The following is a 25,472-nucleotide window of genomic DNA, read 5'->3' on the forward strand; positions in this document are numbered from 1 at the left end:
CGTAAGGAGTCATAGATGGCCGGTGAGCCGGACGGCGACACGAAACCGAGCTTCCTCGATCGGCAGCGAGCAGCCCGGCCGTGGCTCGATCACCTGGTGCGGTCCGGTATGCGGTACCTGGAGAAGAGGGGCACCTTCTACGCTGCAGGGCTCACCTACTTCACGGTCCTCGCGATCGTTCCGATCATCATGGTCGCGTTCTCCGTTGCCGGTTTCGTGCTCGCCGGCCGTCCGGAGCTGCTGCAGCAGATCAGCGACGCGATCGCCGAGAACATCCCCGGCGAACTCGGCACCACCGTCGAGGACATCATCGATTCCGCGATCAACTCTCGCGGCACGGTGGGTGTGATCGGGCTCCTCACCGCGTCGTATGCCGGCCTGGGCTGGATGGCCAACCTGCGCAATGCACTCACCGCGATGTGGGACAACCCGCGCGCGAACGGCAACTTCTTCGTCGTCAAGCTCAAGGACGGCGGCGCGCTGATCAGCCTGGGTCTCGCGATGATCGTGTCGTTGGGGTTGTCCGCGGTCAGCAGCGGACCGGTGATGCGATGGATCGTGGAACTGCTGAACATCGAGAACATCGTCGGTGTCGGCGTGCTGCTGCGTATCGTGGCGCTCCTCATCGCGGTCACCGCCACCAGTGCGGTGTTCACGTGGGTCATCGCCCGGCTGCCGCGTGAACCGGTGACGTTCCGCAGCGCGATCCTTGCCGGGGTGATGGCGGGCGTCGGCTTCGAGATCCTCAAGCAGGTCGGTTCCCTCTACCTGGAACGAGTCCTCCAAGGTCCCGCGGGCGTCGCGTTCGGCCCGATCCTCGGCATCCTCGTCTTCGGCAACATCACCGCACAACTCGTGCTGTTCTGCACCGCATTTGCAGCATCGACGAAGGCGAACCTCGCGCTCGCGCATGTTCCCCCGCCCGATCCCGCGAAGATCACGCCACGCGTCCAGGTTCAGGAAGGCCCAGGGGTGCGCGGTGGTCTCGCTCTCCTCGGCGCCGGAGTAATCGGCGGTGTGCTCGCGGGTTCACGCTTCCGCCGCAACGGTAGGCGCAATCGGTAGGCACTCCCGATAGGTGCGACGGATTCGTCCGCGTGGTGAACGGTGTGTATCGATTCGACGAGGAGTGCACGGCGGCACCCGTGTCTGCCATACGGTGCCACCATGAAAGCACTTCAGTACACCGCACTCGGCGCCGAGCCGGCCGTCGTCGAGATTCCCACCCCGACGCCAGCACCCGGCGAGATCCTGCTGAAGGTGACCGCGGCGGGTCTGTGCCACTCCGACATCTTCGTCATGGATCAACCCGAGGAATCGTACGGCTACGGGCTGCCGCTCACGCTGGGACACGAGGGGGTCGGCACCGTCGCCGAGCTGGGTGCCGGCGTCGACGGGATCGAGATCGGCGACGCGGTCGCGGTGTACGGGCCGTGGGGCTGCGGCACCTGCCACGCGTGCGCGCGCGGCCGGGAGAACTACTGCGCGCGCGCCGCGGAGTTGGGTATCACGCCGCCGGGGCTCGGTTCACCGGGTTCGATGGCCGAGTACATGATCGTCGATTCGCTGCGTCACCTGGTGCCCATCGGCGATCTCGATCCGGTCGCTGCGGCGCCGCTCACCGACGCCGGGCTCACCCCGTACCACGCCGTCAACCGGGTTCTGCCGCTGCTCGGACCGGGATCGACGGCGGTGGTGGTCGGTGTCGGCGGCCTCGGTCACGTCGGCATCCAGATATTGCGGGCGATCACCGCCGCGAAGATCGTGGCCGTCGACGTGGACGACGAGCGGCTGGCGCTGGCCCGCACCGTCGGTGCCGACGACACCGTGCGGTCCGACGCGAGCGCCGCCGATACGATCCGGGGTCTCACGGACGGGAAGGGCGCGACGGTGGTGTTCGACTTCGTCGGAGCGCAATCCACGATCGACATGGCGCAGCAGGTGGTCGCCATCGACGGGCACATCTCCATCGTCGGGATCCATGCCGGTGCTCATGCGAAGGTCGGGTTCTTCCTCGTCCCGTTCGGTGCATCGGTGGTGACCCCGTACTGGGGCACGCGCAGCGAACTGATGGACGTGATCGACCTCGCCCGCCACGGGAAGCTCGACATCCACACCGAGACCTTCACCCTCGACGACGCGCCCGAGGCATACCGCAGGCTGCGGGGAGGCAGCATCCTGGGGCGCGGCGTCGTCGTACCCGGCTGACCGGCGGCGGGCTCAGTCCCTCCGCGCTTGCTCCTCGGCGTAGCGCGGCGCCATCGCTTCCATCTGCTGCATCACCTGGACGATGGCGGCCGGCTGCTGATCGGGCGGGTACTTGTACTTCCGCAGCAGCCGTTTGATGCTGGCCCGCAGTTTGGCCTTGACGTCGTCGCGCACCGTCCAGTCGGTGCGGGTGTCGCGGCGCATCGTCGCGACCAGATCGCGGGCGATCTTCGCGAGCACCTCGTCGCCCATGACGTCGACCGCGGACTCGTTCTGCGCCACCACATCGAAGAACGCCAGCTCGTCGTGTTCGAGTGGCGGATCGAACCGCTTCCCGCGTTCGGCCTCGGCGACGATCTCCTTGGCCATCTCCACGAGTTCTGCGATGACTTCGGCGGCCGTGAGCTGCTGATTGGTGTAGCGGGTCATCAGGTCGTTGATCCGCTGCGAGAAGAGTTTGCGCCGCACCTCGTTGCCGCGGGTGACGGCGATGGTCTCTTCGAGCAGGCTCGCCTTGAGGGCCTCGATGGCGAGTTGCGCCTTGCTGGGGTGCGACGCCTGCGCCTGCCATTCCGGTGTGAGCGCATCGAGCCGGGGACGTTCGAGCCCGGCCTCGCGGTAGATGTCGAGGACCCCGGTGGATTCGGCGGAGGTGACGATGATGTCGCCGAGCCTGCGCGCGATGTCGTCGGGGATCGGCTCACCACGCGACACCCGCTCCTGGGCATCGAGTTTCGCCATCCACGTGCGGACTTCCTCGTGGAAGCGGACGTCGAAACGCACCCGTTCGAGATCCGGGGTGGCCGCCGCGAGCGCCCACGCGCGGGCGAGCTTCGCGGACTGGCTGCGGTACCGGTCGGCGAGGGGCCGGGCTTCGGGATCGTCCGGGTCGGTGTTGCCCGGTGTGCGCGGTGAGCGCAGCGCCGTCGTCACCGACAGCACGGCGTTGACCCAGCCTTTCTTCGGGTCGCTGTTGTAGATGCGCTTCCATTCGTCGCCGACGAGCTCGGACAGCGACGCGAGCAGGTCGTGGACGATCTGCGCGGCTTCCTCGGCGGTCTGCCCGACGACGCGTTCACCGGTGGCGGCGGTGTCGCGGGTGAACTCCTGCAGTGCCTTCGTGAGATTGTCGGCGAGCGGGGCGTAGGCGACGAGCAGGCCGTCCTGCTTGCCGCGGTAGGTGCGGTTGACGCGGGCGAGGGTCTGCATGAGCAGCGCACCCTTGAGGGGGCGGTCCAGGTACAGGGTGTGCAGCGCCGGGGCGTCGAACCCGGTGAGCATCATGTCTTTGACGATGACGATCTCGAGGTCGTCGGCGGGATCTTTCATCCGCTGCTTCACCGCGGCGTTGGCGCTGGGGCGACGCATGTGCTTCTTGAGTTGCGCGGGGTCGGTCGGGTTCGCGGTGTAGACGACCTTGATCTTTCCCTTGTCGTCGGCGTCGTCGTGCCACTCGGGGCGTAGGGCGATGATCGCGTCGTAGAGCCGGGCTGCGACCACGCGGGTGGCGCACACGATCATGGCTTTGCCGGGCCCGCCGAGGAAGGGGCGCATCGCGTCGCGGCGGGTCTCCCAGTGTTTGACGAAGTCGTCGGCGAGCACCTCGAGGCGTTGCGGCGCACCGTAGACGGTGTCGAGCACCGCGACACTGCGCTGCAGGCGCTCCTTGTCGGCTTCGTCGAGTTGTTCGGTGATCCGCTCGGCGGCCTCGTCGAGGTCGTCGTCGTCGAGTCCGTCGATGCGGACGAGTTTGATCAGTCGCGGCTCGAACGACACCGGCACCGTCGCGCCGTCACGCACGGCCCGGTGCAGGTCGTAGACGTCGATGTCGTCGCCGAACACCTTGCGGGTGTCGCGCTCGCCTTCGGCGATGGGGGTGCCGGTGAACGCGATGAGGGTGGCGTGCGGCAGGGCGTTCTTCAGATGCGCGGCGTAACCGTCGATGGCGTCGTAGTGGCTGCGGTGCGCTTCGTCGGCCATGACGATGATGTTGCGGCGATCGGACAGCATCGGATGGTCTGCGCCCGTTTCGCGTTCGTCCTTGGACAACCCGAACTTCTGCAGTGTGGTGAAGTAGATTCCGCCGGTGCGGCGGTCGCTGAGCTGCTGCCGCAACTCTTCCCGGGACGCGACCTGCTGGGGGCGTTCCGGCAGCAGTGTGCTGCGCTGGAACCCGTCGAACAGTTGGGTGTCGAGTTCGGTGCGGTCGGTGATGACGACGATCGTCGGGTTCGCCAGCCGCGGATGCCGCATGACCTTGGCGGTGTAGAGCTCCATCTCCATCGACTTACCGGAACCCTGCGTGTGCCACACGACGCCGGCGCGGCCGTCGCTGTCGACGGCGCGGACGGTGCTGGAGATGGCCTTGGCGACGGCGAAGTACTGGTGGGGCTTGGCGATGCGTTTGGTCAGCCCGCGGGCGTCCTCGTCGAACGCGACGAAGTCGCGCAGCAGCTGCCCGAACCGTTCGACGTTGAACAGCCCGTCCAGCATGAGGCCGAGTTCGGTGGTGGCGTGGCCGTCGGGCCCCAGCTGGCCGGCGTCGACGGGGCCGCCGTCGTCGTCGACGTTCCACGGCGCGAAATGATGCCAGGGGGTGAACGGTGTGCCGTAGCGCGCGGTGACACCGTCGCTTGCGACGACGACAGCGGCGAACCGGAACGCCATCGGGAACTCGTGCAGATAGGTCTGCACCTGGTTGAACGCGCCTTCGGTGCTGGTGTTCTTCGCGCCCGCCCGTTTGAGTTCGACGACGGCGAGCGGCAGGCCGTTGACGTAGAGGACGACGTCGAAGCGGCGTTCGTATTCGCGGCTGCGGACGGTGACTTGATTGACGGCGTGGTACCGGTTCTTGGCCGGGTCGCCGGAGAAGAACCGGATGGTCGGATTGACCTGGCGGCCTTCGTCGTCGATGTAGGTGATTCCGCGGTAGCCCTCGATGAGGATCTGATGCAGCCGGTAGTTCTCGGTGATCGCATCCTGCGAGCGGGGCGTCAGTACTTCTGCCGCCGCCTGCTGCAGATACTCCTCGGGCACACCGGGATTCAGGTTGCGCAGTGCGGTGTCTAGTGTGCCGCGCAGTGGGAGGTCGTGCCACGATTCCCGCTCACCTGATCCGGGTGCGACGGACGGGCCGTGCAGCGGTTGCCATTCGAGGTCGGCAAGGGCATCGAGAACCCAGTTTTCCCAAGCAGTTTCGTCCATGACGTGGGCTGCGGTCACTGCGCCTCCTCGATGCGGTTCTCGGCGTCCTTGACGGTGATCCTTCCGCTCATGAGGAGGGGGAGGAGCTCGTCGCGGGTGGCGGCGAGGCGTGCGTTTTCCTGTTCGGCGAATAGTGCGCGTGTCCACAGGCTGTCGCCCAGGGTTCGTTGCACATCGGTGAGTTCGGGCCAATGAACGGGTTCGTCGAGGTGCCGCCTCTGGATATGGCCCATCGTTGTTGCTTTCGTGGCTGCAATCGCTTTGAACTCTGTCATCATGGTGTCGACGGCGGACGCGACGGCCCACAAGGGATTCGATTCGGCAGGAATCACCTTGAATATGTGCTGATTGACGATTGCCTCGTCGCGAAACCACCGGGCTGTAGTCAGCGATCCGGACCACGCCATCAAGAAGTCGCCGGGACATGCGAGGTGATCATCCGGAACTTCGAGGTCGTTGTAGACGGTCGAGCCACCGAGACCAGAGTTGAGTTCCGCGATGCGGATTACTACTCGGCCCGTGCCCGTTGCATCTTTGGTAAATGCCCTGCCGTTGACGAAACGCGCGAGGGAGGACAGTGGCACCTGTGGCGAATTGCCGGTCAGTTTCTCCCACAGCGTGGTGCGCAGAGTATCCGCGGCCGCTACCACCCGCCGGTTCGCGGCGATCTTGTCGTCCAGCGCCCCGAGCACACTCAGAATATTATGTCGCACGTCAGGTGCGGGCATGGGAATTCGAATGTTCCGTATATCAGCCAGGTTTAGCGTCGCTTGGACGGTGGTATTCAGTAGCGACGCTACTTGACGCTTGACCTGAGGAACTGCGAAGGTCAGCGCAACCCACTCAGATGCAACATCCCGCATTCGAAGAACCGCGATTGCCCTCGCAACGTTGTAGCCGGCGAGTTCTGCGGGTGCAACTCGTGCCAGGCCGGGACTTCCGACGACTGACAGCAATAGCTCGCCTCCGGTAAGACGCGTACGGCCGAACTTGCTTTCGATTTCAGGTGCGACGCACATCACTCGGGCGGGATCTGCGTCCATATCAAGATCAGCTACTCGAAGCATCGGAATGCCGCCAGGAGTGTGGGGCCCGGGCTGAACGATGCCGTATGACAGCCCGTCCACCTCCAGCAACTCGTCAATTGTCGATGTTTCGTTCATGCTGCTCACGCCAACCTCCCCATCTGCTCGCGCACAACAGCATCCAGCCGCGCGGACTCGTCCAACGCCTCGGTGAGTTCCTTCGTCAGCCGCGTGATCTTCTCGTCGATCGGTTCGTCGTCCTCGGCAGCCTCGGGCGCACCGACGAAACGCCCCGGCGTCACCGCCCAGCCGGCCTTCTTGATCTCGTCGAGCGTCGCGCTCTTGCAGAAGCCCGGAATATCCTCGTACTCACCGACCGCCGAGTCGCGGCCCCGCCACGTGCGGAAGGTGTTGGCGATGGTGTCGATGTCGTTGTCGGACAGCGTGCGCTCCACGCGGTCGATCATGTGGCCCATCTCGCGGGCGTCGATGAACAACACCTCGCCGCGCCGATCCACCGACCCACGCGACCCGCTGCTCTTGTCTTTCGCGAAGAACCACACGCACACCGGGATCGCCACCGACCGGAACAGATTGGACGGCATCGCCATCACACACGACACCACATCGCCCTCGAGCATCGCGCGGCGAATCTCGCCCTCACCGCCCGTGTTCGAGGCCATCGTGCCGTTCGCCATGACGATCGCAGCCTCGCCCTGCACCTTGAGTTTGCTCAAGATGTGCTGCATCCACGCGTAGTTCGCGTTGCGCTTCGGCGGCACCCCGTACGTCCAGCGCTTGTCGTCTTCGCTGCGCGCCCAATCCTTGATGTTGAACGGAGGATTCGCCATCACGAAGTCGGCGGTCATCTCCGGGTGGATGTCGCGGGCGAACGTGTCGCCCCACCGCGACCCCAGCCCCTGCGAATCGATGCCGTGGATCGCGAGGTTCATCTTCGCCAACCGCCACGTGCGTTCGTTGAGTTCCTGACCGTAGACCGCGATGTTGGTCGGGTCTTCCTTGTGGCGGACGAGGAACTTCTCGGCCTGCACGAACATGCCACCCGACCCGCAGCACGGATCGTAGATGCGGCCCTCGTGGGGTTCGAGGATTTCCACCAGGGTGCGCACCAGCACCGGCGGCGTGTAGAACTCGCCGCCGCGCTTGCCTTCGGCCTTGGCGAACTTGTCAAGGAAATACTCGTACACCTCGCCCAGCAGATCGCGTGCCTTGCTGGCGCCCTCGCCGGTGAAGCGGGCCGAGTTGAACAGATCCACCAGCTCGCCGAGGCGGCGCTGATCGACGTTGTCGCGCCCGAACAGCGTCGGCAGCGTGCCCTCGAGTGCCGCGTTGTCCTTGGAGAGGGTGCGCATCGCCGCGTCGATGAGGTCGCCGACGGTCTGCGCATCGTCGGTGGCCGACGCCGGGATGCCCTTCGCGTTGGCCGCGATGAAGCTCCAGCGGGCGGTCGGCGCCACCCAGAACACGCCGTTGCCGACGTACTCGTCGACGTCCTCGAGGGTCTCGGCGACGTAGGACTCTTCTTCCCCGGCGAGTTCGGCGCGGATGGCGTCGCGGCGCTCCTCGAACGCATCCGACACGTACTTGAGGAACACGAGGCCGAGGACGACGTCCTTGTACTGGCTCGCGTCCATCGAACCGCGAAGCTTGTCGGCTGCCTTCCACAGCGTGTCCTTGAGTTCCTTCGGTGTGGACGGCAACAGCATGGGCTGCGAATTCGATGTCATGCGTCGTCTTTCGTTGTGTCGGACGGGGCTATCTGGGCGGACAGGGCTATCTGGACGGACAGGGCACCGGCGGCCAGGGCGTCGGTGAGTTCGGTGTCGAGGGCGTCGAGGTCGCGGAGTTCGTCGAGCAACTGCGCGCGACGTTCCCGCGTGCGCCGGGTGACCTCGTCGAGGGCGGCCACCCGATCGACCGGCACCGCCCGCAGTCGCCACGTGCGCCGGTCGGTGCCCGGCTGCGCGGCGATGTCGGCGGCGACGACAGCCGGCACCAACTGCCGGTCGTGGCTTTCGGCATCGAGGCAGCGGAAGACGCGGGCGGGGGACACCACCACGTGCCCACCGTGCCGGTCGACGACCGCGGCAGGCCCGCCCGCCGCGACATAGACGACGTCGCCGGGTTCGGTGAGCCGTGCCCGCGGCGCAACGTTCTCGAGCACGAGGCGGTCGATTCCCCGCGTCCCGATCTGGGCGGGGTTGCGGACCTCGTCGGGGCCGATGACGGTGGCCCAGCCTGTTTCGGGGGCGCCGATGGCGCGGTCCGGGATGCGCACGCCCGGCAGATCCTTGCCGAGTTCCTTCGTCGCCTGCTCGAGGCCGATGTGGGCCGGGCGGGCATCGGTAGCGGACAGCATCACGCCGGTGAGCAGGCCGCGATCGAGCTCCCACACGCGCGCCAGATGGTCGCCACCGTCCACCGAGACCCACGCCGTCGCAGGTGTGGTGAGCATCGACTGGCGCAGCAGACGATCCGATGCCAGGAGCGTGCTGGAACGAAAGGCGTGCGCATGGATGTTGCCGACGTGCGACAGCGAGGCCGCCACATCGGCGGCGATGGCCTCGCGGCCGACCTGGCCGGGGACGGCATCCGAATGTGAGCCGACCACCGACCACTGCGAACCCGGGCGACCGAACACCCACAGGGCCAGCCGTCGCCGTCCGCCGAACCGGCTCAGTCCCTTCGGCAGTGGCGCGACGTAGCGCAGGGGAGCGGTGTACTTATCGGACGGGGCGAGCAGTGCGCGACGATCGCGGCCCACGTACTGATCGGTCATCAGGCGCGCCGGGCCGACCACGACGAGCGCGTCGCGCTCCCCGACGTCGAGCAGTGCATCGGCGATCTGCGCGAAGAAGCGGGAGTCGTCCTCGACTCCCTGGCATTGCATCAGGTGCAGGAGGCCGCTGCGCGGGGGAGGCTGGGGGTCCGCAGCGTCGTGGTGGACGACCGGGACGCCGCGCGCGGCGATCCGCCGCCACGCGACTCGATCGCAGACCTCGCCGAAATCGTCTTCCCGGTACCGGAATTCCACGTCGGTGTGTTCGTCGAGGTGGTCGACGAGCAGCCCGGCGAGCACCAATCCGCCGTGCCCGTGCGGCACCACTGCCCGCGGGTCTGCGCGGTGGAGCACGGCGAAGATGCCGCCGAGCAGGTCGTTGCCGGCGGCGGTGAATGCCTCGCGGCACCACAGACCGTCGGCGGCCGTGAACTCGGCGACCAGACGGTCGAGCACGCGACCCCCGGAGAACGCGGCCTCGGCCAGGGTGTCGACGGCCTGCAGCAGCGTGTCGTCACCGAGCGCGTCGAGGGCGCCGGCCGCGTCGAGGATCGGGGCGACGTCATGTGTCTCGACGAGCTGCAACACGTCGAACGGTTCGAGGCCGCCGAGGTGTTCGCCGCACAGTTGATGCAGGAGCAGCAGCGCGGAGCCCCGGTCGAGATCGGCGGTCACGGCCTCCATCGCGGACGAGTACAGCGGTGATTCGATGCGCGCCTCGCTGTTGTTGCCGTGGCCGGTCTCCTCGAGCCAGCGGGCGACCTCGTCGGCGTCGAATCGGAGCGGCTGTTCGAGGACGGGGGAAGGGAAGGGGCGATCCGCGCCCGCGAAACGCGTGCGCCATACCGACACCACGGGACGGCGGACCTGGGCGAGATCGGCGATGCCCTGCATCGTCAGTGTCTGCACGGGTTCCCTCCTGTGTCTCGTCGAACCGGAAGAAACATAACGCACCGCACTCGGTGGCATCGGAGGTCAACTGATAATACGGCTTATCGTCTGCGCGAAAGTATGAGAGTGCAGTGCACGTCCGTGAACGCAGACGGGTACGAGGCCCGGAAACGGCACGGTCGCCGCAGCACCTCACATCGAGAGGTGCTGCGGCGACCGTGGGAAGAGAGCAGGCGTCCGTCAGCGCGCGAACAACAGCGCACGCTTGACTTCCTGGATCGCCTTCGTCACCTGGATGCCACGGGGGCACGCGTCGGTGCAGTTGAAGGTGGTGCGGCAGCGCCACACACCTTCCTTGTCGTTGAGGATGTCGAGACGCTCGGCGGCGCCCTCGTCACGCGAATCGAAGATGAACCGGTGCGCGTTGACGATGGCAGCGGGACCGAAGTAGCTGCCGTCGCTCCAGTACACCGGGCACGACGTGGTGCAGCACGCGCACAGGATGCACTTGGTGGTGTCGTCGAAACGTGCGCGGTCGTGCTGCGACTGGATGCGCTCGCGGGTCGGCTCGTTGCCGGTCGCGATGAGGAACGGCTTGACGGCACGGAACGCGTCGAAGAACGGTTCCATGTCGACGATGAGATCCTTCTCGACCGGAAGACCACGGATCGGCTCGATCGTGATGGTGACCGGCTTGCCGTCCTTGGGCAGCATGTCCTTCATCAGGATCTTGCAGGCCAGGCGGTTGACGCCGTTGATGCGCATCGCGTCGGAGCCGCAGACACCGTGCGCACAGCTGCGGCGGAACGTGAGGGTGCCGTCGAGGTAGCCCTTCACGTACAGCAGCAGGTTGAGCATGCGGTCGGTGGGAAGCGCGGGAACCTGGAAGGAATCCCAGTGCTGGCCCTTGTCGTCCTCCGGGTTGAACCGGGCGATCTTGAGCGTGACCATCGTCGCGCCCTCGGGCACGGGAGGCAGCTCGGTTGCGGCGTCGCTGTCGTTCTTCTCGAGAGTTGTCATCAGTACTTACGCTCCATGGGCTCGTACCGGGTCTGGACCACCGGCTTGTAGTCCAGGCGGATGTCGGAGATCAGTTCCTCGCCCACCTTGTACGCCATGGTGTGCTTCATGAAATTCGCGTCGTCCCGGTCCGGGTAGTCCTCGCGTGCGTGACCGCCGCGCGATTCCTTGCGGTTGAGGGCACCGACGACGGTCACCTCGGCCATTTCGAGCAGGAAGCCGAGCTCGAGGGCCTCGAGCAGATCGCTGTTGTAGCGCTTGCCTTTGTCGTGGACCGTGATCTCCTTGTAGCGCTTCTTGAGTGCGTGGACATGGTCCAGTGCCCGCGTCAGCGTCTCCTCGGTGCGGAAGACCGATGCGTTGTTGTCCATCGACTGCTGCAGATCGCGACGGATGTCGGCGACGCGCTCCTTACCGCCGGCATGCAGGATGCGGTCGAGCCACTCGTCGACGTACTTCGAGGGGGTCTCCGGCAGGTCCACGTGGTCGTGGGTGTTCGCGTACTCGGCAGCAGCGATGCCGGCGCGACGGCCGAACACGTTGATGTCGAGCAGCGAGTTGGTGCCGAGACGGTTGGCGCCGTGCACGGACACACAGGCACATTCGCCGGCCGCGTACAGGCCCGGGACGATGTTGTCGTTGTCGCGGAGCACGTTGCCCTCGATGGTGGTGGGAATACCACCCATGACGTAGTGGCAGGTGGGGTACACGGGGACGAGCTCGGTGACCGGGTCGACACCCAGGTAGGTGCGCGCGAACTCGGTGATGTCCGGGAGCTTCTCCTCGAGGACGTCCTCGCCGAGGTGGGTCACGTCGATGTAGACGTAGTCCTTGTTCGGTCCGGCACCGCGGCCTTCGAGCACCTCGAGCACCATGGAACGCGCAACGATGTCGCGGGGGGCGAGGTCCTTGATGGTGGGGGCGTACCGCTCCATGAACCGCTCGCCGTCGGCGTTGCGGAGGATGCCGCCTTCGCCGCGGACGGCCTCCGAGATGAGGATGCCGAGGCCCGCCAGTCCCGTCGGGTGGAACTGGTGGAACTCCATGTCCTCGAGCGGGAGCCCCTTGCGGAAGACGATGCCCATGCCGTCACCGGTGAGGGTGTGGGCGTTCGACGTCGTCTTGTACATGCGACCCGACCCGCCGGTGGCGAACACGATCGACTTGGCGTGGAACACGTGGATCTCACCGGTGGACATCTCGTAGGCGATGACACCCGTGGCGACCGGGCCGTTCTCGGTCTCGGTGAGGGCGATGTCGAGCGCGTAGAACTCGTTGAAGAACTCGACGTCGTGCTTGACGCAGTTCTGGTAGAGCGTCTGCAGGATCATGTGACCGGTGCGGTCGGCTGCGTAACACGCGCGACGGACCGGAGCCTTGCCGTGGTCGCGAGTGTGACCGCCGAATCGACGCTGGTCGATCTTGCCTTCGGGCGTGCGGTTGAACGGCAGACCCATCTTCTCGAGGTCGAGGACCGCGTCGATGGCCTCTTTCGCCATGATCTCGACGGCGTCCTGGTCGGCGAGGTAGTCGCCGCCCTTGACGGTGTCGAAGGTGTGCCACTCCCAGTTGTCTTCCTCGACATTCGCGAGGGCGGCACACATGCCACCCTGCGCGGCGCCGGTGTGGCTGCGGGTGGGGTAGAGCTTGGTCAGAACCGCGGTGCGGGCCCGCGGGCCGGCTTCGATCGCGGCGCGCATTCCGGCGCCACCTGCACCGACGATGACCACGTCATAACGATGTTCCTGCATGAAGTCTTGGCTCCCCTAGCTCGCAACGATGTTGGGATCGAAGGTGAAGAGCACGTAGGTACCCAGACCCGTGATCAGGATCATCGACACGACCAGGATCGTGTTGAGCCAGAACCGGGTGGAATCCTTGCGTGCATAGTCCGCGATGACGGTGCGCAGGCCGTTGCCGCCGTGCAGCTGCGCGAGCCACAGCATCGACAGGTCCCAGACCTGCCAGAACGGGCTGGACCAGCGACCCGCGACGAAGGCGAAGTTGATGCGGTGCACGCCGTCGTCGAGCATCAGCATGATCAGCAGGTGCCCGAGGACGAGGACGAACAGTGCGATGCCGGACAGGCGCATGAACAGCCAGGCGTAGAGTTCGAAGTTGTTCTTCGAGGTCTTGCGAGGCGAGCGGGGGTTGTCGAGGCTGGCGGGGCGGTCGTACGTCGTACCCAGTGATTTTGCTTCGCTCATGTCAGTGCCCCGCAAACATGTTGTAGAAGATCCGAATGCTCGAGGGGATCATCACCACGAACCAGATCGCCAGGATCGTCCAGAGCATCACGCGCTGGTACTTCGGGCCCTTGGCCCAGAAGTCGATGAGCATGACGCGCAACCCGTTGAGGGCGTGGTAGAGCACCATGGCCACCAGGCCGAGCTCCATCAGGCCGACGATCGGGGTCTTGTAGGTGTCGATGACCGCGTCGTAGGTCTCGGGGTTGACCCGGACGAGTGCGGTATCGAGAACGTGGACGAATAGGAAGAAGAATGTCGCCACGCCGGTGATCCGGTGTAGTACCCAGGACCACATGCCGGGGTCCCCCCGGTATAGCGACCGTGTGCGCCCCGCAGGTGCGGGGGCGGCTTCAGTCGTGCTGCTCATCGAGTGCTGTGCCTCCAACGTCAATGGTGGGCGCGTCGAGCCGCTCTCGCCTGTGGAAATCCGCAGTACCTGGCCCGACGTGAAACCTGAACCGACTTGGCATGACTCTAAACCCATCGCAAAGCGGGGAACTAATCTCCCCGCTGATTCGTACCGGCGTGAAATCATAAGTTAGGTTTGCCTTTCCAACTGTGATCGCGGGCGATGGGGGCATCGAATCGTTGCGCAGGCCACCATGGAAGGATGTGGAATTGTGCCGGAAGTTGATTGGAAGTTATTGCGCGCCAAAGCACATGAGGCCATGGGGGATGCCTATGCGCCCTACTCGAAGTTTCCGGTGGGGGCCGCTGCTCTCACTGTGGACGGCCGGATTGTGAGCGGCTGCAATGTGGAAAATGTCTCACACGGCTTGGGTCTTTGTGCCGAATGCGTACTCGTCGGTAACTTGATCTCCGGTGGTGGGGGGCGTCTGCGAGCGGTCTCCGTGTGCGACGCGCGCGGGGCGATACTGATGCCCTGTGGCCGGTGCCGGCAGGTCCTTCTCGAACACGGCGGCCCCGGCCTGCTCGTCGATACCGCCGCCGGTGCCCGCCCGATGTCGGAGCTGCTCCCCGACGCCTTCGGCCCGGAGGATCTGGCCGCGGCCATCCCCGACGGTGGTGGCCATGCCTGAGATCACCTCGATCATCCGGAGCAAACGCGACGGCGTCGAACTCACCGGATCCGAAATCGACTGGGTGATACAAGCGTTCACTCACGGAATCGTCGCCGACGAGCAGATGTCCGCGCTCGCCATGGCCATCTACTTCCGGGGAATGAGCCGGGCCGAGACCTCGCGCTGGACTGCGGCGATGATCGGCTCGGGCCGGCGGCTCGACTTCACCGGATTGGGGCTGCGCACCGTCGACAAACATTCCACCGGGGGAGTGGGCGACAAGATCACCCTGCCGCTCGCTCCGCTGGTGGCCGCGTGCGGTGTGGCGGTGCCGCAGCTGTCCGGCCGCGGACTCGGACACACCGGGGGCACGCTCGACAAACTCGAATCGATTCCCGGCTGGCGTGCCGAGCTGAGCGCCGCCGAGATGGCCGAGATCCTCCTCGACCCCGCCGTCGGTGCCGTCGTCTGTGCCGCCGGTGCAGACCTGGCTCCCGCCGACCGGAAGCTCTACGCGCTGCGCGATGTGACCGGCACCGTCGAATCGATCCCGCTGATCGCGAGTTCGATCATGAGCAAGAAGATCGCCGAGGGCACGGGGGCGCTCGTTCTCGACGTGAAGGTCGGCAGCGGGGCATTCATGAAGGAACTCGGTGACGCCCGCGAACTGGCCAGGATCATGGTGGAACTCGGCTCCGATGCCGGCCTGACCACCACCGCCCTGCTCACCCGCATGGACACCCCGCTCGGACGCACCGCAGGCAACGCCCTCGAAGTGGGCGAAGCGCTCGAGGTGCTCGCGGGCGGCGGCCCCGACGACGTCGTCGAGCTGACCTTGGCGCTCGCCCGCGACATGCTCGCGGCCGCGGGCATCCACGACATCGACCCCGCCGACCGCCTGCGCGACGGATCCGCGATGGATCGCTGGCGCGCGATGATCGCCGCCCAAGACGGCGACCCCGCTGCGCCGCTGCCCACCTCTCGCCACACCGAGACCGTGTACGCCGAGTCGGACGGCGTCCTCGTCGGTCTCGATGCCATGGCCGTCGGGCTCTCCGCGTGGCGGCTCGGGGCAGGGCGCACGCGCCAGGGCAACGCTGTGCAGGCGGGTGCGGGTGTCGAACTGCACGTGAGGCTCGGCGATTCGGTCCGTGCCGGGCAGCCGATCGCGACACTCCACACCGACACGCCGGAGACGTTCCCCGGCGCGCTCACGGCCTTGCGCGACGGAGTGCGGATCGGGACCGAGCCGCCCGAACGGGGCCCACTGATCATCGAGCGGATCGCCGAGTAGACGACTACCGTCCGGGATATGACGACTACCGTCCGGGAGACGAACGAGCAGCCGGGAGGGACGCGACTTCGGGTTGCGCCGAAAGTGGTTCTGCACGACCACCTGGACGGCGGGCTGCGGCCCGGATCGATCCTCGAGCTCGCCGGTGAGTGCGGCCATCGGTTGCCTGCCGATACGGCCGACGGGCTGGCCTCGTGGTTCCGCGACTCCGCCGACAGCGGATCGCTCGAGCGCTACCTGGAGACCTTCGAGCACACCGTCGCCGTGATGCAGACCCCCGAGGGGCTCGAGCGGGCCGCGCGGGAATGCACCATCGACCTCGCAGAGGACGGCGTCGTCTACGCCGAGGTCCGGTTTGCGCCGGAGCAGCATCTCGAACGCGGCCTGAGCCTCGACCGTGTGGTCGAGCATGTCCTCGAAGGATTCCGTGCGGGGGAGTCGGAAGTGGCGGCGGCGGGCGGGCGACGCATTCGGGTGGGGTGCCTGCTCACCGCGATGCGGCACGCCGCACGGTCTCGGGAGATCGCCGAACTGGCCGTGCGGTTCCGTGACCGCGGCGTCGTCGGGTTCGACATCGCGGGCGCCGAAGCCGGAAATCCGCCGAGCAGGCACCTCGATGCATTCGAGTACACGCGCGCTGCGAACGCACACTTCACCATTCACGCCGGCGAGGCGTTCGGGTTGCCGTCGATCCACGAGGCGGTCGCGTTCTGCGGCACCGACCGTCTCGGGCACGGCGTGCGCATCGTCGACGACATCACCGTTCACTCGGACGGCACAGCAACCCTCGGGTTACTCGCGAACTATGTGCGGGACAAGAGGATTCCGCTGGAGCTGTGCCCCAGCTCCAATGTGCAGACCGGTGCCGTGCGGACCATCGAGGAGCACCCCTTCGACCTGCTCGCCCGATTGCGCTTCCGGGTGACGGTCAACACCGACAACCGGCTGATGAGCGACACCACGATGACGCGAGAAATGACCCGCCTGGTTGCGGCATTCGGCTACGGGTGGTCGGATCTGGAGCGTTTCACCATCAACGCGATGAAGTCGGCGTTCCTACCGTTCGATCAACGCCTCGACCTGATCGACGACGTCATCAAGCCCGGATACGCCGTGCTCCTCGGCTGAATACCGGCTCGGTATTCGACCGCGCGGACCGCCTCACAGCTTGCGCAGGTGGGCCTCGAACTCACGCTCGAGGTCGCGCCACGCGACGGATTCCGCATCGAACGGGGCACTCGGGGCGAGCCTGCTCGCATCCGGTTCGATCACGTAGTTGACGAACCAGCCCAGCTCGGTCGACGCGGCGAGTGCCGCGTCGGTGGCGTCCTCGCCGACGTAGTTCGCGGCATCGGTGAACAGTTCGACGGCGAGTTCCATCTGCTCGGGATCGACCGCGGTGACGCCCTCGACAATGTCGTCGGCAATGCCCGTGAGCACGTAGACGTTGTCCTCGGTGACCGTGACCTCGAGTGAGCCGTCCGTCGCGGCGTGCCGGATGGTTTCGTACGTCTCCAGCGGGGCCAGGTCGTGGTCGTGGTTGTCGGCGAGGTACCTACCGAGCGCGCGTTCGGACCCGAACACGAGAATCGAGCCCTCGGAGCCGAGGAACACGGCGTCGTCGTCGAGGTAGCACCGCAGTGTGAACCAGGTGCCCTCGCTACTGATGATCTTGATCGGGTCGATGCCCACCGACACCCAGAAGTCGTCGTCGACCCCGTCGTCCACGTACTCGTACTCGTCCTCGTCGGAATCGTCGACCGCGTCGTCCGCCTCGACGTCGTTCTCGTCCACCGCAACCAGTTCCGACTCGATCTCCGATACCGCCGCCTCATCGGTGCCGGGGGTCGTGACGACGGCGTCGAGCGCGTCGATCACGTCGTCCCAGCTCGCGTCGACCGCGGCACCGAGCTTGTTCCAGAGGTCCGAGCCGGTACGGTCGTCGAACGCCGCGACGCCGTACCGGAGCACCGTGTCCACCTCGGGGCGTTCGAAGAACTTGGTGATCACCTCGAGCTCGCACACATCACCGAGGATGCTGACGATGTCGAAAGTGTCCTGGAGCTCGGAGACGAAGACCGGGTCGAGGTCGCCGGCCACGAGCTCGGGAACTCCGATCAGATCGAATGCGTGCGCTTCGTCGGGCTCGAACTCGACGGCGGCGAGCTTCGACACCACCGGCCACGCCGGATGCTCGACGAGGTCGTTGTCGGTGTTCGCGCGCACGAACGCAACGAGATGCGCAACCGACGGGAACCCGTACAGGTCGTCGCCGTGGCCGAGGAAGGCCTCCCACTCGTCGTCACCTTCGCGCCATTTCGGCGCCCACAAGGTGACGAGGTCGCCGTCGGTGAGACCGAGTTCGATCGGGACGATGTCTCCAGCCATGGCGCGAAGCCTAACCATTGCGGCGCCGAAGATATAGCGCGGGAGGCGAGAGAGGCATCACCCGAGTGCGCTCCGCAGGTCGTGAAACAGCCGGGAGCGTTCTGCGCCGGCACGGCGCGCGGCCTCGTGAACGGTCGCGAGAATCTCGGATCCCAGCTCGGTCGCGTCGCGCCGAGTGACCGATTCGGCCAGTTCCAGGCCCGACAGCGCGCCTCGGCCGTCGACGTGAGCAACGATGCTCCCATCCCCGTTGCTTGCGGAACCACGGACTGTGCCGAGTCCGCCGAGTGCGTGTTCGAGCGCGCCGAGTTGGGTGCGTACGCGGTCGACGATCTCCTCGACCTGCTGTTCGCTCATGACCTGTCGTCCTTTCGTTGAGGTGATGCCGGGGTGCGTGGTCGCAGGAACTGCATGAGCTACAGGGGTCGCTGCATCCAGGCCGGGCGCGCGCCGTGACCGGCACCGTCGTGTTCGAGGTCGGGGAGGTCGGCCCGGGTGGGCATGCCCATCCGGTCGAGGACATCACTGTGGACGCCCTGAGCGACGAGTTGCTCGCGCCGCAGAATCGCCGCTTCGAGCGCGGCACGCCGATTCAGCGCCACGATGGCCTCGGCGAGCTGCGCCGCCCCGAACCGCAGTTCTCGCGGGTCGATACGCAGATCGATCGGCAGGCCCTGGTCGGTGGCGCGGACCCGGATGGTGCCCGCAGCGTTCTGCGCGGTGGCCGTCACCGCGATCGTGTTGTTGGTGTCCATACACGGTTGGACGCACCGGGCGGCGCATCGGTTCCCTCGGCGGGGGCGAGATTCGAACCGAGAGAAGATCGTGCTGGCAGAACGCCTCGCCGGGTTCCAGGAGCGGTATCGCGACGTGGGGGTGGTCGCGCGCGACCGTCCAGTGCGGGGCTCGAGGACGAGTAGACGTTCGAAATGACGGTTGGTGTCCGATATTTCCGTACACCGACCGTCATATGCGGCACCTACGTGATGCTGCAAGTAACTGCTTGCTGGCAAGTGAGGTGGGTGATCGCCGAGACGACACGACAGCGGATCGGCAAAGAAGCACTTCGGCTGTTCGGCGAGCGCGGAGATGCGGCCACCCAGTGGCCTCTCCCGGTCGGCGCTGTTGGCCTGCCCAGTAGTAGACGTGGCGTTGGGGTCGGGACTCGTGGTCATTCCGTGGGCCTGTAGAAGCCCTGGAAGCTCATCGGGCCGTTCGTGGTGCGGATGGGGGTCATGGCGACGGGGTCGCCTGCCTCGATCATCATCCCGCCACCGACGACCATTGCGACGTGCCCGTCCCAGACCGCGAGATCGCCCGGCATTAGAGCCCCGGCGTCGACGGGCGTTCCGACGTCCTGCTCCTGTGCGAGTCGCGGAATGTCGAGACCTGCCTCGCCGTATGCCCACTGGGTCAGGCCGCTGCAGTCGAGTCCGCGACCCGGGGTGGTGCCGCCCCACACATACGGAGTTCCCTGTTGGTCGAGTGCGCGACGAACGGCTTCGGCGGCGGTCGCGTTCGGAGCATGCGCGACGGTGCCGTCGGGCAAGGTCACCGCGACCCCACCCCCGGCGTCGGGTACCGAGCCGCCCATCGCCGAGATCTCACCGGATCCCGTCGGCAGGTTGCCGGGCGCGGGCGCCGCGATGCCGCCCGCGTCCGCTGCCGGGGCGCCCATCGGTGGCTCGGGAATCAGGGCGGTGACCGTCGCGGTGAGTTCGGAGAGTGCGCCCACGACGCGCGTGAGCACATCCAGGCCCTCGGAGATGTGCTCGATCGCAGCGGTGATCAGCATCACCTGCCCCTGTGGGAGGGTCAGTGCGGGCGCGGCCTGCTGGGCGAGTGCGACGAACGAATCGATGATGCGCTTCAGTTCGACCGCTCCGGTGACTACCGTGATCGTGGCGTCGAGCACGCTCGTGGCGAGCTCGATCCCCTGATCGACGGCACCGATGGTGTCGCGCAGTATCCTTTCGCCGCTGCCGAGCGCGGCTTCGGCAGCGGTACCTGTCCACCCCCAGGCGAGCTCCGCGAGTGCGTGTCGGCAGGTGGCCTGCGCTTCCTCTGCCATCGCGCACCCGGTGCGCAGGTCGCTGCCCGGATCCGAACCCGGCGGCACGTCGGAGCCGAAGGTGCCGAGCAGATCGTGCAGAGGCGCGACGAGGGCCTCTGCCCCCACCCCGGTGATCACTGGACACCTCCGGGGGCCTCGAGCGGGTCGGCGGTGCCGCGCAGGGCAGTGACCGTCTCGCGTTCGGTGTGTTCGTAGGCCGCCGCGGTGAGTGTCGCCGTCGTGCCCATACCCGAGAGGACTTCGCGGATCCGGTCCAGTTCGCGGGAGTGTCCGTCGTATGCGGTGGCGAACGCCGCGAGGAAGTCGGCGCCGACCGGGCCGAGCAGAGATGCGAGACCGGTCGGGTCGGTCCTCCTGGTCTGGAGTGCGGCCTGGTCGAGCTGCATTGCGAGCGCGGTCGCGACGCGGCCGAATTCCGCGATCACGGCAGGGTCGGCCTGAAATGCTCCAGGTTCGGTCTGTGGGTGGGGCACCGCTCGTCTCCTCGTTCACCGATGGATGTGTGTCACATTGGTTCGACGCACCGCGCGGCCCTTCGGTTCCGTCGTTCTATCCTTCGGTTCATGGACTCGCTCGTGGTCGATCACCCGCTCGCTGCTTCCCTGCTCACGATCCTGCGGGACGAAGGCAGCGACAATGCCGCTTTCCGGCACGCGTTGCGCCGGCTCACCCAGATGTTGATCTACGAGGCGGTGCGGGAAGCGCCGGTCGAGACATTCGAGGTCCGCACGCCCGTGGCGGTCACGACCGGTGTGCGGCTGACGCAACCGCCGTTGCTCGTCCCGGTTCTGCGTGCGGGGCTCGGCATGGTCGAGCAGGCGCACGCGCTGATCCCGCAGGCGCAGGTCGGGTTCGTGGGGCTTGCCCGCGACGAGAAGACCTTCGAGCCGGTGCCGTACCTGGAGTCGTTGCCCGAGGACCTGTCGGGACTGCCGGTCTTCGTGCTCGATCCGATGCTCGCGACGGGTGGCTCGATGGTGCAGACGCTCGACATGCTGGCGTCGCGCGGGGCGACCGACATCACCGCGGTGTGCGTGGTGGCGGCTCCGCAGGGTGTCGAGACGCTCGCTGCGTCGGGGCATCCGGTTCGTTTGGTGACCGCGTCGATCGACGAGGGTCTCAACGATGCGAAGTACATCGTGCCGGGGCTGGGAGACGCCGGGGACCGCCAATTCGGTCCACGTTAGAAACCCCATAGGGGTATGTTACTAATGGGACTTTTGGTGCTGGAGTGACGCAATAACGTCTCTGATCCGTAATCGAACGGAGACCAACTCCGCCGTGGTCAGTGACCCCGCCCCTATACGCTGCACCCTGTTCGCAACGCCCGTTGTGACCGAAACGACCTCTGCGGAACGGGGAAATACGATGCGCGATACCCTTTTTCACACCCGTTTGAAAGCGTCACTCCGGATTGCCGCGCTGGGTACGGCGTCGACGCTCGCCGTCCTCGCCAACCCCGCCGTGGCGTCCGCCGACGTCGACAACTCCAGGATCCTCCCGCTCGACGATGGCCGAGCGATCGAGGTGACGCAGGCCGATACCTCGATCCAGTGGTACCCACCGCTCGACAGTTCGCCACTCAGCGTCGAATTCTTCGCGGACGGTACAACATCCGTCCGCATCACGGGATATGAGGCCGCGCAGGCGACAGGTACGAAACTGACCGTCGGATACCAGATCGGCTACCCGGCCGCGCTACCCGGCGCCGTCGCCCACGTCATCACCCCGGGGTTGAACATCGGAGGGGACAACACTGCGAACCTCGGGGTGGAGATCATCCCGGACCTCGCGGTGGGAGTCGATCTCGGTACCGGAAACGGCTGGGACGCGTCGATCGTCCCGGAGCAGGAGCTCGAGGTCGAACTCCAACCCGGCGGCATCACCGATGTGCCGATCGTCGAGGATCATCAATTCGACGGTGACGCTGCAACAGTGCGGTTCGCGGGCATCCACGGCTCGGTGTCCGGGGCGCTCGGCCCGGTCACGCTACGGCCCTACGCGAAAGCGGTCACGTCGTCCAACGATGTCGTCATCACGTACGGCGCGCCGCACCGGCTCTGACTCGGCCGGGAGGGCGGCGTGCGCGGTCTATTCGGGGGTCGGCCCACCTGCTCGGCCATGCAGATCCCGTGCCCAGCGACGCAGCGCCTCGAGCGTCGCGGTCGCCGCGTCCCGGTCACCGTCGTGGGCCACTGATTCGAGGTAGCACTTGAGCTTCGGCTCGGTGCCCGAGGGTCTGACCACCACGCGGACCGTCGCACCCTCGAAGACGAGTGCATCGGTACTCAACGGCCCGGGATCGGCCGAGAGGTCGGTCGCGGTCACCGGTTCCGAGGCCAGCTCGGAGGGCGGATCGGCCCGCAGGACGGCCATGATCGAGTCGATCTGCGCCGGATCGGTGACGCGGATCGAGACCTGGTCGCCCACATGCACCCCGAACTCCCGGTGCAGGGCGTCGAGTGCGTCGACGAGAGTGCCACCCGCCGCCTTCAGCTCGGCTGCGTAGTCGGCGACCACCACGGCCGTGCCGATCCCGTCCTTGTCCCGCACGGCCTCGGGATCCACGCAGTGCCCGATCGCCTCCTCGTACGCGTAGACCAGACCTTCACCGGCGCGGGTGAGCCACTTGAAGCCGGTGAGAGTCCGGGCGAATCGGGCTCCGCGGGCGGCGGCCAGCGTGCCGAGCAGGGTCGACGAGACGATGGTCGTCGCCACCAGCGACCGGGCCGGCGCGTACTCGAGGATACGATCACCGAGCAGCACACCGGTCTCGTCACCCCGAAGCAGTCGCCACCCGGCCGCGGTGGGAACCGCGACCGCGCAGCGATCCGCATCCGGATCCAACGCGATCGCGATGTCGGCGCCGATGTCGGCAGCAAGCTCGAGCAGGGCGTCGACGGCCCCCGGTTCCTCCGGGTTCGGGAACGTGACCGTCGGGAATGCGGGATCGGGTTCGAACTGTGTCGCGACGACGTGTACATCGGTGAACCCGGCCGCATGCAGCGCGGCGACCGCCGTCTCGCCTCCGACACCGTGCAGCGGCGTCAACGCGATCGTCAGATCCCGATGCGGCGACCGCGGCAATGACGCCACCCGCGCGAGGTAACGGTCGACGAGGCCGGCGCCCGACGTCGCTACCGCCGCACGAGGAACCGCACCGGCCTCCGGCGCGTCGTCGATCGCCGCCTCGATCTGGCTGTCGGCGGGCGAGACGATCTGGGCTCCACCCGAGAGGTACACCTTGTAGCCGTTGTCGGAGGCGGGATTGTGGGAGGCGGTGATTTGTACTCCCGCAACCGCATTCAGTTCACGTACCGCGAATGCGGTCACCGGAGTCGGGAGTGGGCGGGGGAGAGCGACGACGTCGAATCCCGCCGCGGCGAGCACCTCGGTGGTCGCTGCGAAGAACTCCGCGGACCCGATGCGCGCGTCGCGCCCCACCACCACCGTGCCGCCGCGGCACCCCTGTTCGATCAGCCAGGTCGCGAGGCCCGCGGTCGTGCGCACGACAGTCGGGACGTTCATGCAGTCCGGTCCGTCGCCGACGGGCCCCCGCAGCCCCGCGGTGCCGAACCTGAGGGTCACAGCCTGGCCGCCAGATCGCGCAGCAGATCACCCATGCGGGTCGCGGCCTCTCGCCCCGCCGCGAGGACCTCCTCATGGTCGAGGTGCTCGCCGGTGATGCCTGCCGCCGCATTGGTGACCAGCGACACCCCGAGGACGCGGGCGCCCGCTGCGCGTGCGGCGATGGTCTCGTGCACCGTCGACATCCCGACGAGATCCGCGCCGAGGACGCGCAGCATCCGGATCTCGGCGGGTGTTTCGTAGTGCGGCCCGGGCAGTCCGGCGTAGACACCCTCGCGCAGCGTGGGGTCGATCTCGCGGGCGAGTGCGCGCAGTTCGGGGGAGTATGCGTCGACCAGGTCGACGAACTGGGCGCCGACCAGCGGCGAGCGGCCGGTGAGGTTGAGATGGTCGGAGATGAGCACGGGTTGCCCCACCCCGAACTCGGGATCGATCCCCCCCGCGGCGTTGGTGAGGATCAGGGTGCGCGCTCCCGCAGCGACCGCCGTGCGTACCGGATGAACCACCCGGCTCAGATCATGACCCTCGTAGGCGTGGATACGCCCGGCAAGGACGAGCACCGTGTTGTCGCCCGCGGTGAACGAGTTCACGGTGCCGGAATGTCCCGCCGCGGTGGGGGGTGCAAAGCCCGGAAGGTCACTCATCGGGATGCTCGCGACGGGTTCGCCGAAGCGGTCGACGGCGGCGCGCCAGCCTGAACCGAGCACCACGGCAATGCTGTGCGCGGCGATTCCGGAGCGTTCGGCGACAACATCGGCTGCGGCCTTCGCCGCGGCGGTGACATCGGCTGCGGCCTTCGCCGCGGCGGTGACATCGGCTGCGGCCTTCGCCGCGGCGGTGACATCGGCTGCGGCCTTCGCCGCGGCGGCATCGACGATCTCGGGTGTTGTTCCCATGAGGTCAGACCCTAGCGGCAAGCCGAAAGTTACTCATGAGTAGGAATGGGGGTATCGTCGTCGTCATGCCTTATCTCGAACGCGACGGCGACGTCTTCGTCCTGTACCTCGGCAGCCAAGGCGAAGAGGTGAACGAGAACCGCTTCCATCCCGACCTGCTCACCGAGTTGCACCGCCACCTCGACGAGGTCGAGGCGCACGAAGGCCCGGCAGCGCTCGTCACCGCTGCAACCGGGAAATTCTGGAGTAACGGACTCGACACCGACTGGATCTTCGGCAATCTGGCCGACCTGCCCGCCTACCTGGACTCGGTGCACGAACTCTTCGTGCGGATCCTGACCTTCCAGACCCCGACGGTCGCGGCCGTGCAGGGGCACGCCTTCGGGGCGGGCGCGATGCTCGCCCTCACCCACGACTTCCGGGTGATGCGCGCCGATCGCGGTTTCTGGTGCCTGCCCGAGGTGAACCTGAACATGCCGTTCACCGTCGGGATGTCCACGTTGATGCGGGAACGCCTCCCCATCCAGACCGCGGTCGACGCGATGACCACCGGACGCCGGTTCGGGGGCGTCGAGGCAGTCGCCGCCGGTATCGCCGAGCAGCACGTGGACGGCGATGGAGTCCTCGCCGCTGCCGTCGAGACGGCCGCCGCACTGACGTCGACCCGCGGCAACAACCTGGGCGGAATCAAGCGTGGCCTGCATGCGCCGCTGATCGAGGCGCTGCGGACGAAGACGGACGAGTCCAACTTCCGCTTCGGCTGACCATCCCGGCAGGATCGCGCGGCCTCGTCGAACCCGCCCGTCCGGCATG

23 protein-coding genes are annotated in these 25,472 nt (G+C 66.9%); 8 read left to right on the top strand and 15 right to left on the bottom strand.

All coding sequences use genetic code 11. From position 1 onward, the window contains the following. The first annotated feature begins 15 nt into the window (after positions 1 to 15). Both yhjD and ACZI8W_RS13435 read left to right on the top strand, forming a co-directional pair. A complete protein-coding gene (gene yhjD / locus ACZI8W_RS13430) occupies positions 16 to 1,065 on the top strand; it encodes an inner membrane protein YhjD (RefSeq protein ID WP_463368986.1) in 1,050 nt (349 codons plus the stop codon). A 102-nt stretch (positions 1,066 to 1,167) separates the two neighbouring features. Further along, positions 1,168 to 2,208, top strand: a complete 1,041-nt coding sequence (locus tag ACZI8W_RS13435; RefSeq protein WP_463368987.1) for an NAD(P)-dependent alcohol dehydrogenase — start codon at positions 1,168 to 1,170, stop codon at positions 2,206 to 2,208. Positions 2,209 to 2,220: 12 nt separating this feature from the next. Here ACZI8W_RS13435 and ACZI8W_RS13440 read toward each other — a convergent pair whose 3' ends face one another. The 8 genes from ACZI8W_RS13440 to sdhC form a co-directional block, all read right to left on the bottom strand. Beyond that, a complete protein-coding gene (locus ACZI8W_RS13440; protein WP_463369120.1) occupies positions 2,221 to 5,412 on the bottom strand; it encodes a type I restriction endonuclease subunit R in 3,192 nt (1,063 codons plus the stop codon). A 14-nt stretch (positions 5,413 to 5,426) separates the two neighbouring features. Further along, positions 5,427 to 6,584 (bottom strand): restriction endonuclease subunit S domain-containing protein, encoded by a 1,158-nt coding sequence (locus ACZI8W_RS13445; RefSeq protein ID WP_463368988.1) that lies wholly within the window; start codon positions 6,582 to 6,584, stop codon positions 5,427 to 5,429. Then, positions 6,581 to 8,185 carry a class I SAM-dependent DNA methyltransferase gene (locus ACZI8W_RS13450; protein ID WP_463368989.1) on the bottom strand — a complete coding sequence of 535 codons (1,605 nt, stop codon included), beginning with the start codon at positions 8,183 to 8,185 and terminating at the stop codon, positions 6,581 to 6,583. The genes ACZI8W_RS13445 and ACZI8W_RS13450 overlap by 4 nt, the downstream gene beginning before the upstream one ends. Further along, complete coding sequence (locus tag ACZI8W_RS13455; protein ID WP_463368990.1) at positions 8,182 to 10,146, bottom strand: DNA-binding protein; 1,965 nt, start codon at positions 10,144 to 10,146, stop codon at positions 8,182 to 8,184. The genes ACZI8W_RS13450 and ACZI8W_RS13455 overlap by 4 nt, the downstream gene beginning before the upstream one ends. Before the next feature lie 222 nt (positions 10,147 to 10,368). Beyond that, positions 10,369 to 11,148, bottom strand: a complete 780-nt coding sequence (locus tag ACZI8W_RS13460; RefSeq protein WP_463368991.1) for a succinate dehydrogenase iron-sulfur subunit — start codon at positions 11,146 to 11,148, stop codon at positions 10,369 to 10,371. Beyond that, entirely contained in the window at positions 11,148 to 12,899 is a 1,752-nt protein-coding gene (sdhA, locus tag ACZI8W_RS13465; protein WP_463368992.1) for a succinate dehydrogenase flavoprotein subunit, read from the bottom strand. The genes ACZI8W_RS13460 and sdhA overlap by 1 nt, the downstream gene beginning before the upstream one ends. Positions 12,900 to 12,914: 15 nt before the next feature. Next, positions 12,915 to 13,355, bottom strand: coding sequence for a succinate dehydrogenase hydrophobic membrane anchor subunit (locus ACZI8W_RS13470; RefSeq protein ID WP_463368993.1), 441 nt, complete (start codon positions 13,353 to 13,355; stop codon positions 12,915 to 12,917). A 1-nt stretch (position 13,356) separates the two neighbouring features. Further along, complete coding sequence (gene sdhC, locus ACZI8W_RS13475; protein ID WP_463368994.1) at positions 13,357 to 13,764, bottom strand: succinate dehydrogenase, cytochrome b556 subunit; 408 nt, start codon at positions 13,762 to 13,764, stop codon at positions 13,357 to 13,359. Between the two features lie 253 nt (positions 13,765 to 14,017). Here sdhC and ACZI8W_RS13480 point away from each other — a divergent pair, with 253 nt between their 5' ends. Genes ACZI8W_RS13480 through ACZI8W_RS13490 form a run of 3 tightly spaced genes read left to right on the top strand, consistent with a single transcriptional unit; the run spans position 14,018 to position 16,841 of the window. Beyond that, a complete protein-coding gene (locus tag ACZI8W_RS13480; protein ID WP_463368995.1) occupies positions 14,018 to 14,437 on the top strand; it encodes a cytidine deaminase in 420 nt (139 codons plus the stop codon). Further along, positions 14,430 to 15,713: a thymidine phosphorylase gene (locus tag ACZI8W_RS13485; RefSeq protein WP_463368996.1), complete on the top strand. Its 1,284-nt coding sequence runs from the start codon at positions 14,430 to 14,432 to the stop codon at positions 15,711 to 15,713. The genes ACZI8W_RS13480 and ACZI8W_RS13485 overlap by 8 nt, the downstream gene beginning before the upstream one ends. Positions 15,714 to 15,731: 18 nt before the next feature. Next, on the top strand, positions 15,732 to 16,841 hold the full coding sequence (locus ACZI8W_RS13490; RefSeq protein ID WP_463368997.1) for an adenosine deaminase: 1,110 nt from the start codon (positions 15,732 to 15,734) through the stop codon (positions 16,839 to 16,841). Between the two features lie 33 nt (positions 16,842 to 16,874). On the opposite strand, the gene ACZI8W_RS13495 is transcribed toward ACZI8W_RS13490, so the two are convergent. The 5 genes from ACZI8W_RS13495 to ACZI8W_RS13515 form a co-directional block, all read right to left on the bottom strand. After that, the gene (locus tag ACZI8W_RS13495; protein WP_463368998.1) at positions 16,875 to 18,101 is read right to left on the bottom strand and encodes a primosomal protein; all 1,227 of its coding nucleotides are present in this window, start codon (positions 18,099 to 18,101) and stop codon (positions 16,875 to 16,877) included. A gap of 57 nt (positions 18,102 to 18,158) precedes the next feature. Beyond that, positions 18,159 to 18,458: a YbaB/EbfC family nucleoid-associated protein gene (locus ACZI8W_RS13500; protein WP_463368999.1), complete on the bottom strand. Its 300-nt coding sequence runs from the start codon at positions 18,456 to 18,458 to the stop codon at positions 18,159 to 18,161. A gap of 59 nt (positions 18,459 to 18,517) precedes the next feature. Further along, positions 18,518 to 18,856 (bottom strand): hypothetical protein, encoded by a 339-nt coding sequence (locus ACZI8W_RS13505; protein WP_463369000.1) that lies wholly within the window; start codon positions 18,854 to 18,856, stop codon positions 18,518 to 18,520. Between the two features lie 416 nt (positions 18,857 to 19,272). Continuing rightward, on the bottom strand, positions 19,273 to 20,292 hold the full coding sequence (locus tag ACZI8W_RS13510) for a C40 family peptidase (RefSeq protein WP_463369001.1): 1,020 nt from the start codon (positions 20,290 to 20,292) through the stop codon (positions 19,273 to 19,275). Continuing rightward, positions 20,289 to 20,648, bottom strand: a complete 360-nt coding sequence (locus tag ACZI8W_RS13515; RefSeq protein WP_463369002.1) for a type VII secretion target — start codon at positions 20,646 to 20,648, stop codon at positions 20,289 to 20,291. The genes ACZI8W_RS13510 and ACZI8W_RS13515 overlap by 4 nt, the downstream gene beginning before the upstream one ends. Before the next feature lie 90 nt (positions 20,649 to 20,738). Here ACZI8W_RS13515 and upp point away from each other — a divergent pair, with 90 nt between their 5' ends. Then, positions 20,739 to 21,362, top strand: a complete 624-nt coding sequence (upp, locus tag ACZI8W_RS13520; protein ID WP_463369003.1) for a uracil phosphoribosyltransferase — start codon at positions 20,739 to 20,741, stop codon at positions 21,360 to 21,362. Positions 21,363 to 21,543: 181 nt separating this feature from the next. Then, positions 21,544 to 22,239, top strand: a complete 696-nt coding sequence (locus ACZI8W_RS13525) for an MspA family porin (protein ID WP_463369004.1) — start codon at positions 21,544 to 21,546, stop codon at positions 22,237 to 22,239. A gap of 27 nt (positions 22,240 to 22,266) precedes the next feature. Here ACZI8W_RS13525 and ACZI8W_RS13530 read toward each other — a convergent pair whose 3' ends face one another. Both ACZI8W_RS13530 and ACZI8W_RS13535 read right to left on the bottom strand, forming a co-directional pair. Further along, the gene (locus ACZI8W_RS13530; protein ID WP_463369005.1) at positions 22,267 to 23,763 is read right to left on the bottom strand and encodes a phospho-sugar mutase; all 1,497 of its coding nucleotides are present in this window, start codon (positions 23,761 to 23,763) and stop codon (positions 22,267 to 22,269) included. Beyond that, on the bottom strand, positions 23,760 to 24,659 hold the full coding sequence (locus tag ACZI8W_RS13535) for a purine-nucleoside phosphorylase (protein ID WP_463369006.1): 900 nt from the start codon (positions 24,657 to 24,659) through the stop codon (positions 23,760 to 23,762). Before ACZI8W_RS13535 ends, ACZI8W_RS13530 begins: the two co-directional genes overlap by 4 nt. Positions 24,660 to 24,724: 65 nt before the next feature. On the opposite strand from ACZI8W_RS13535, the gene ACZI8W_RS13540 reads away from it, so the two are divergent. After that, positions 24,725 to 25,423, top strand: a complete 699-nt coding sequence (locus ACZI8W_RS13540; RefSeq protein WP_463369007.1) for an enoyl-CoA hydratase/isomerase family protein — start codon at positions 24,725 to 24,727, stop codon at positions 25,421 to 25,423. Positions 25,424 to 25,472: the final 49 nt, after the last annotated feature.

The sequence above is a fragment of the Rhodococcus ruitaii genome, assembly GCF_055230935.1.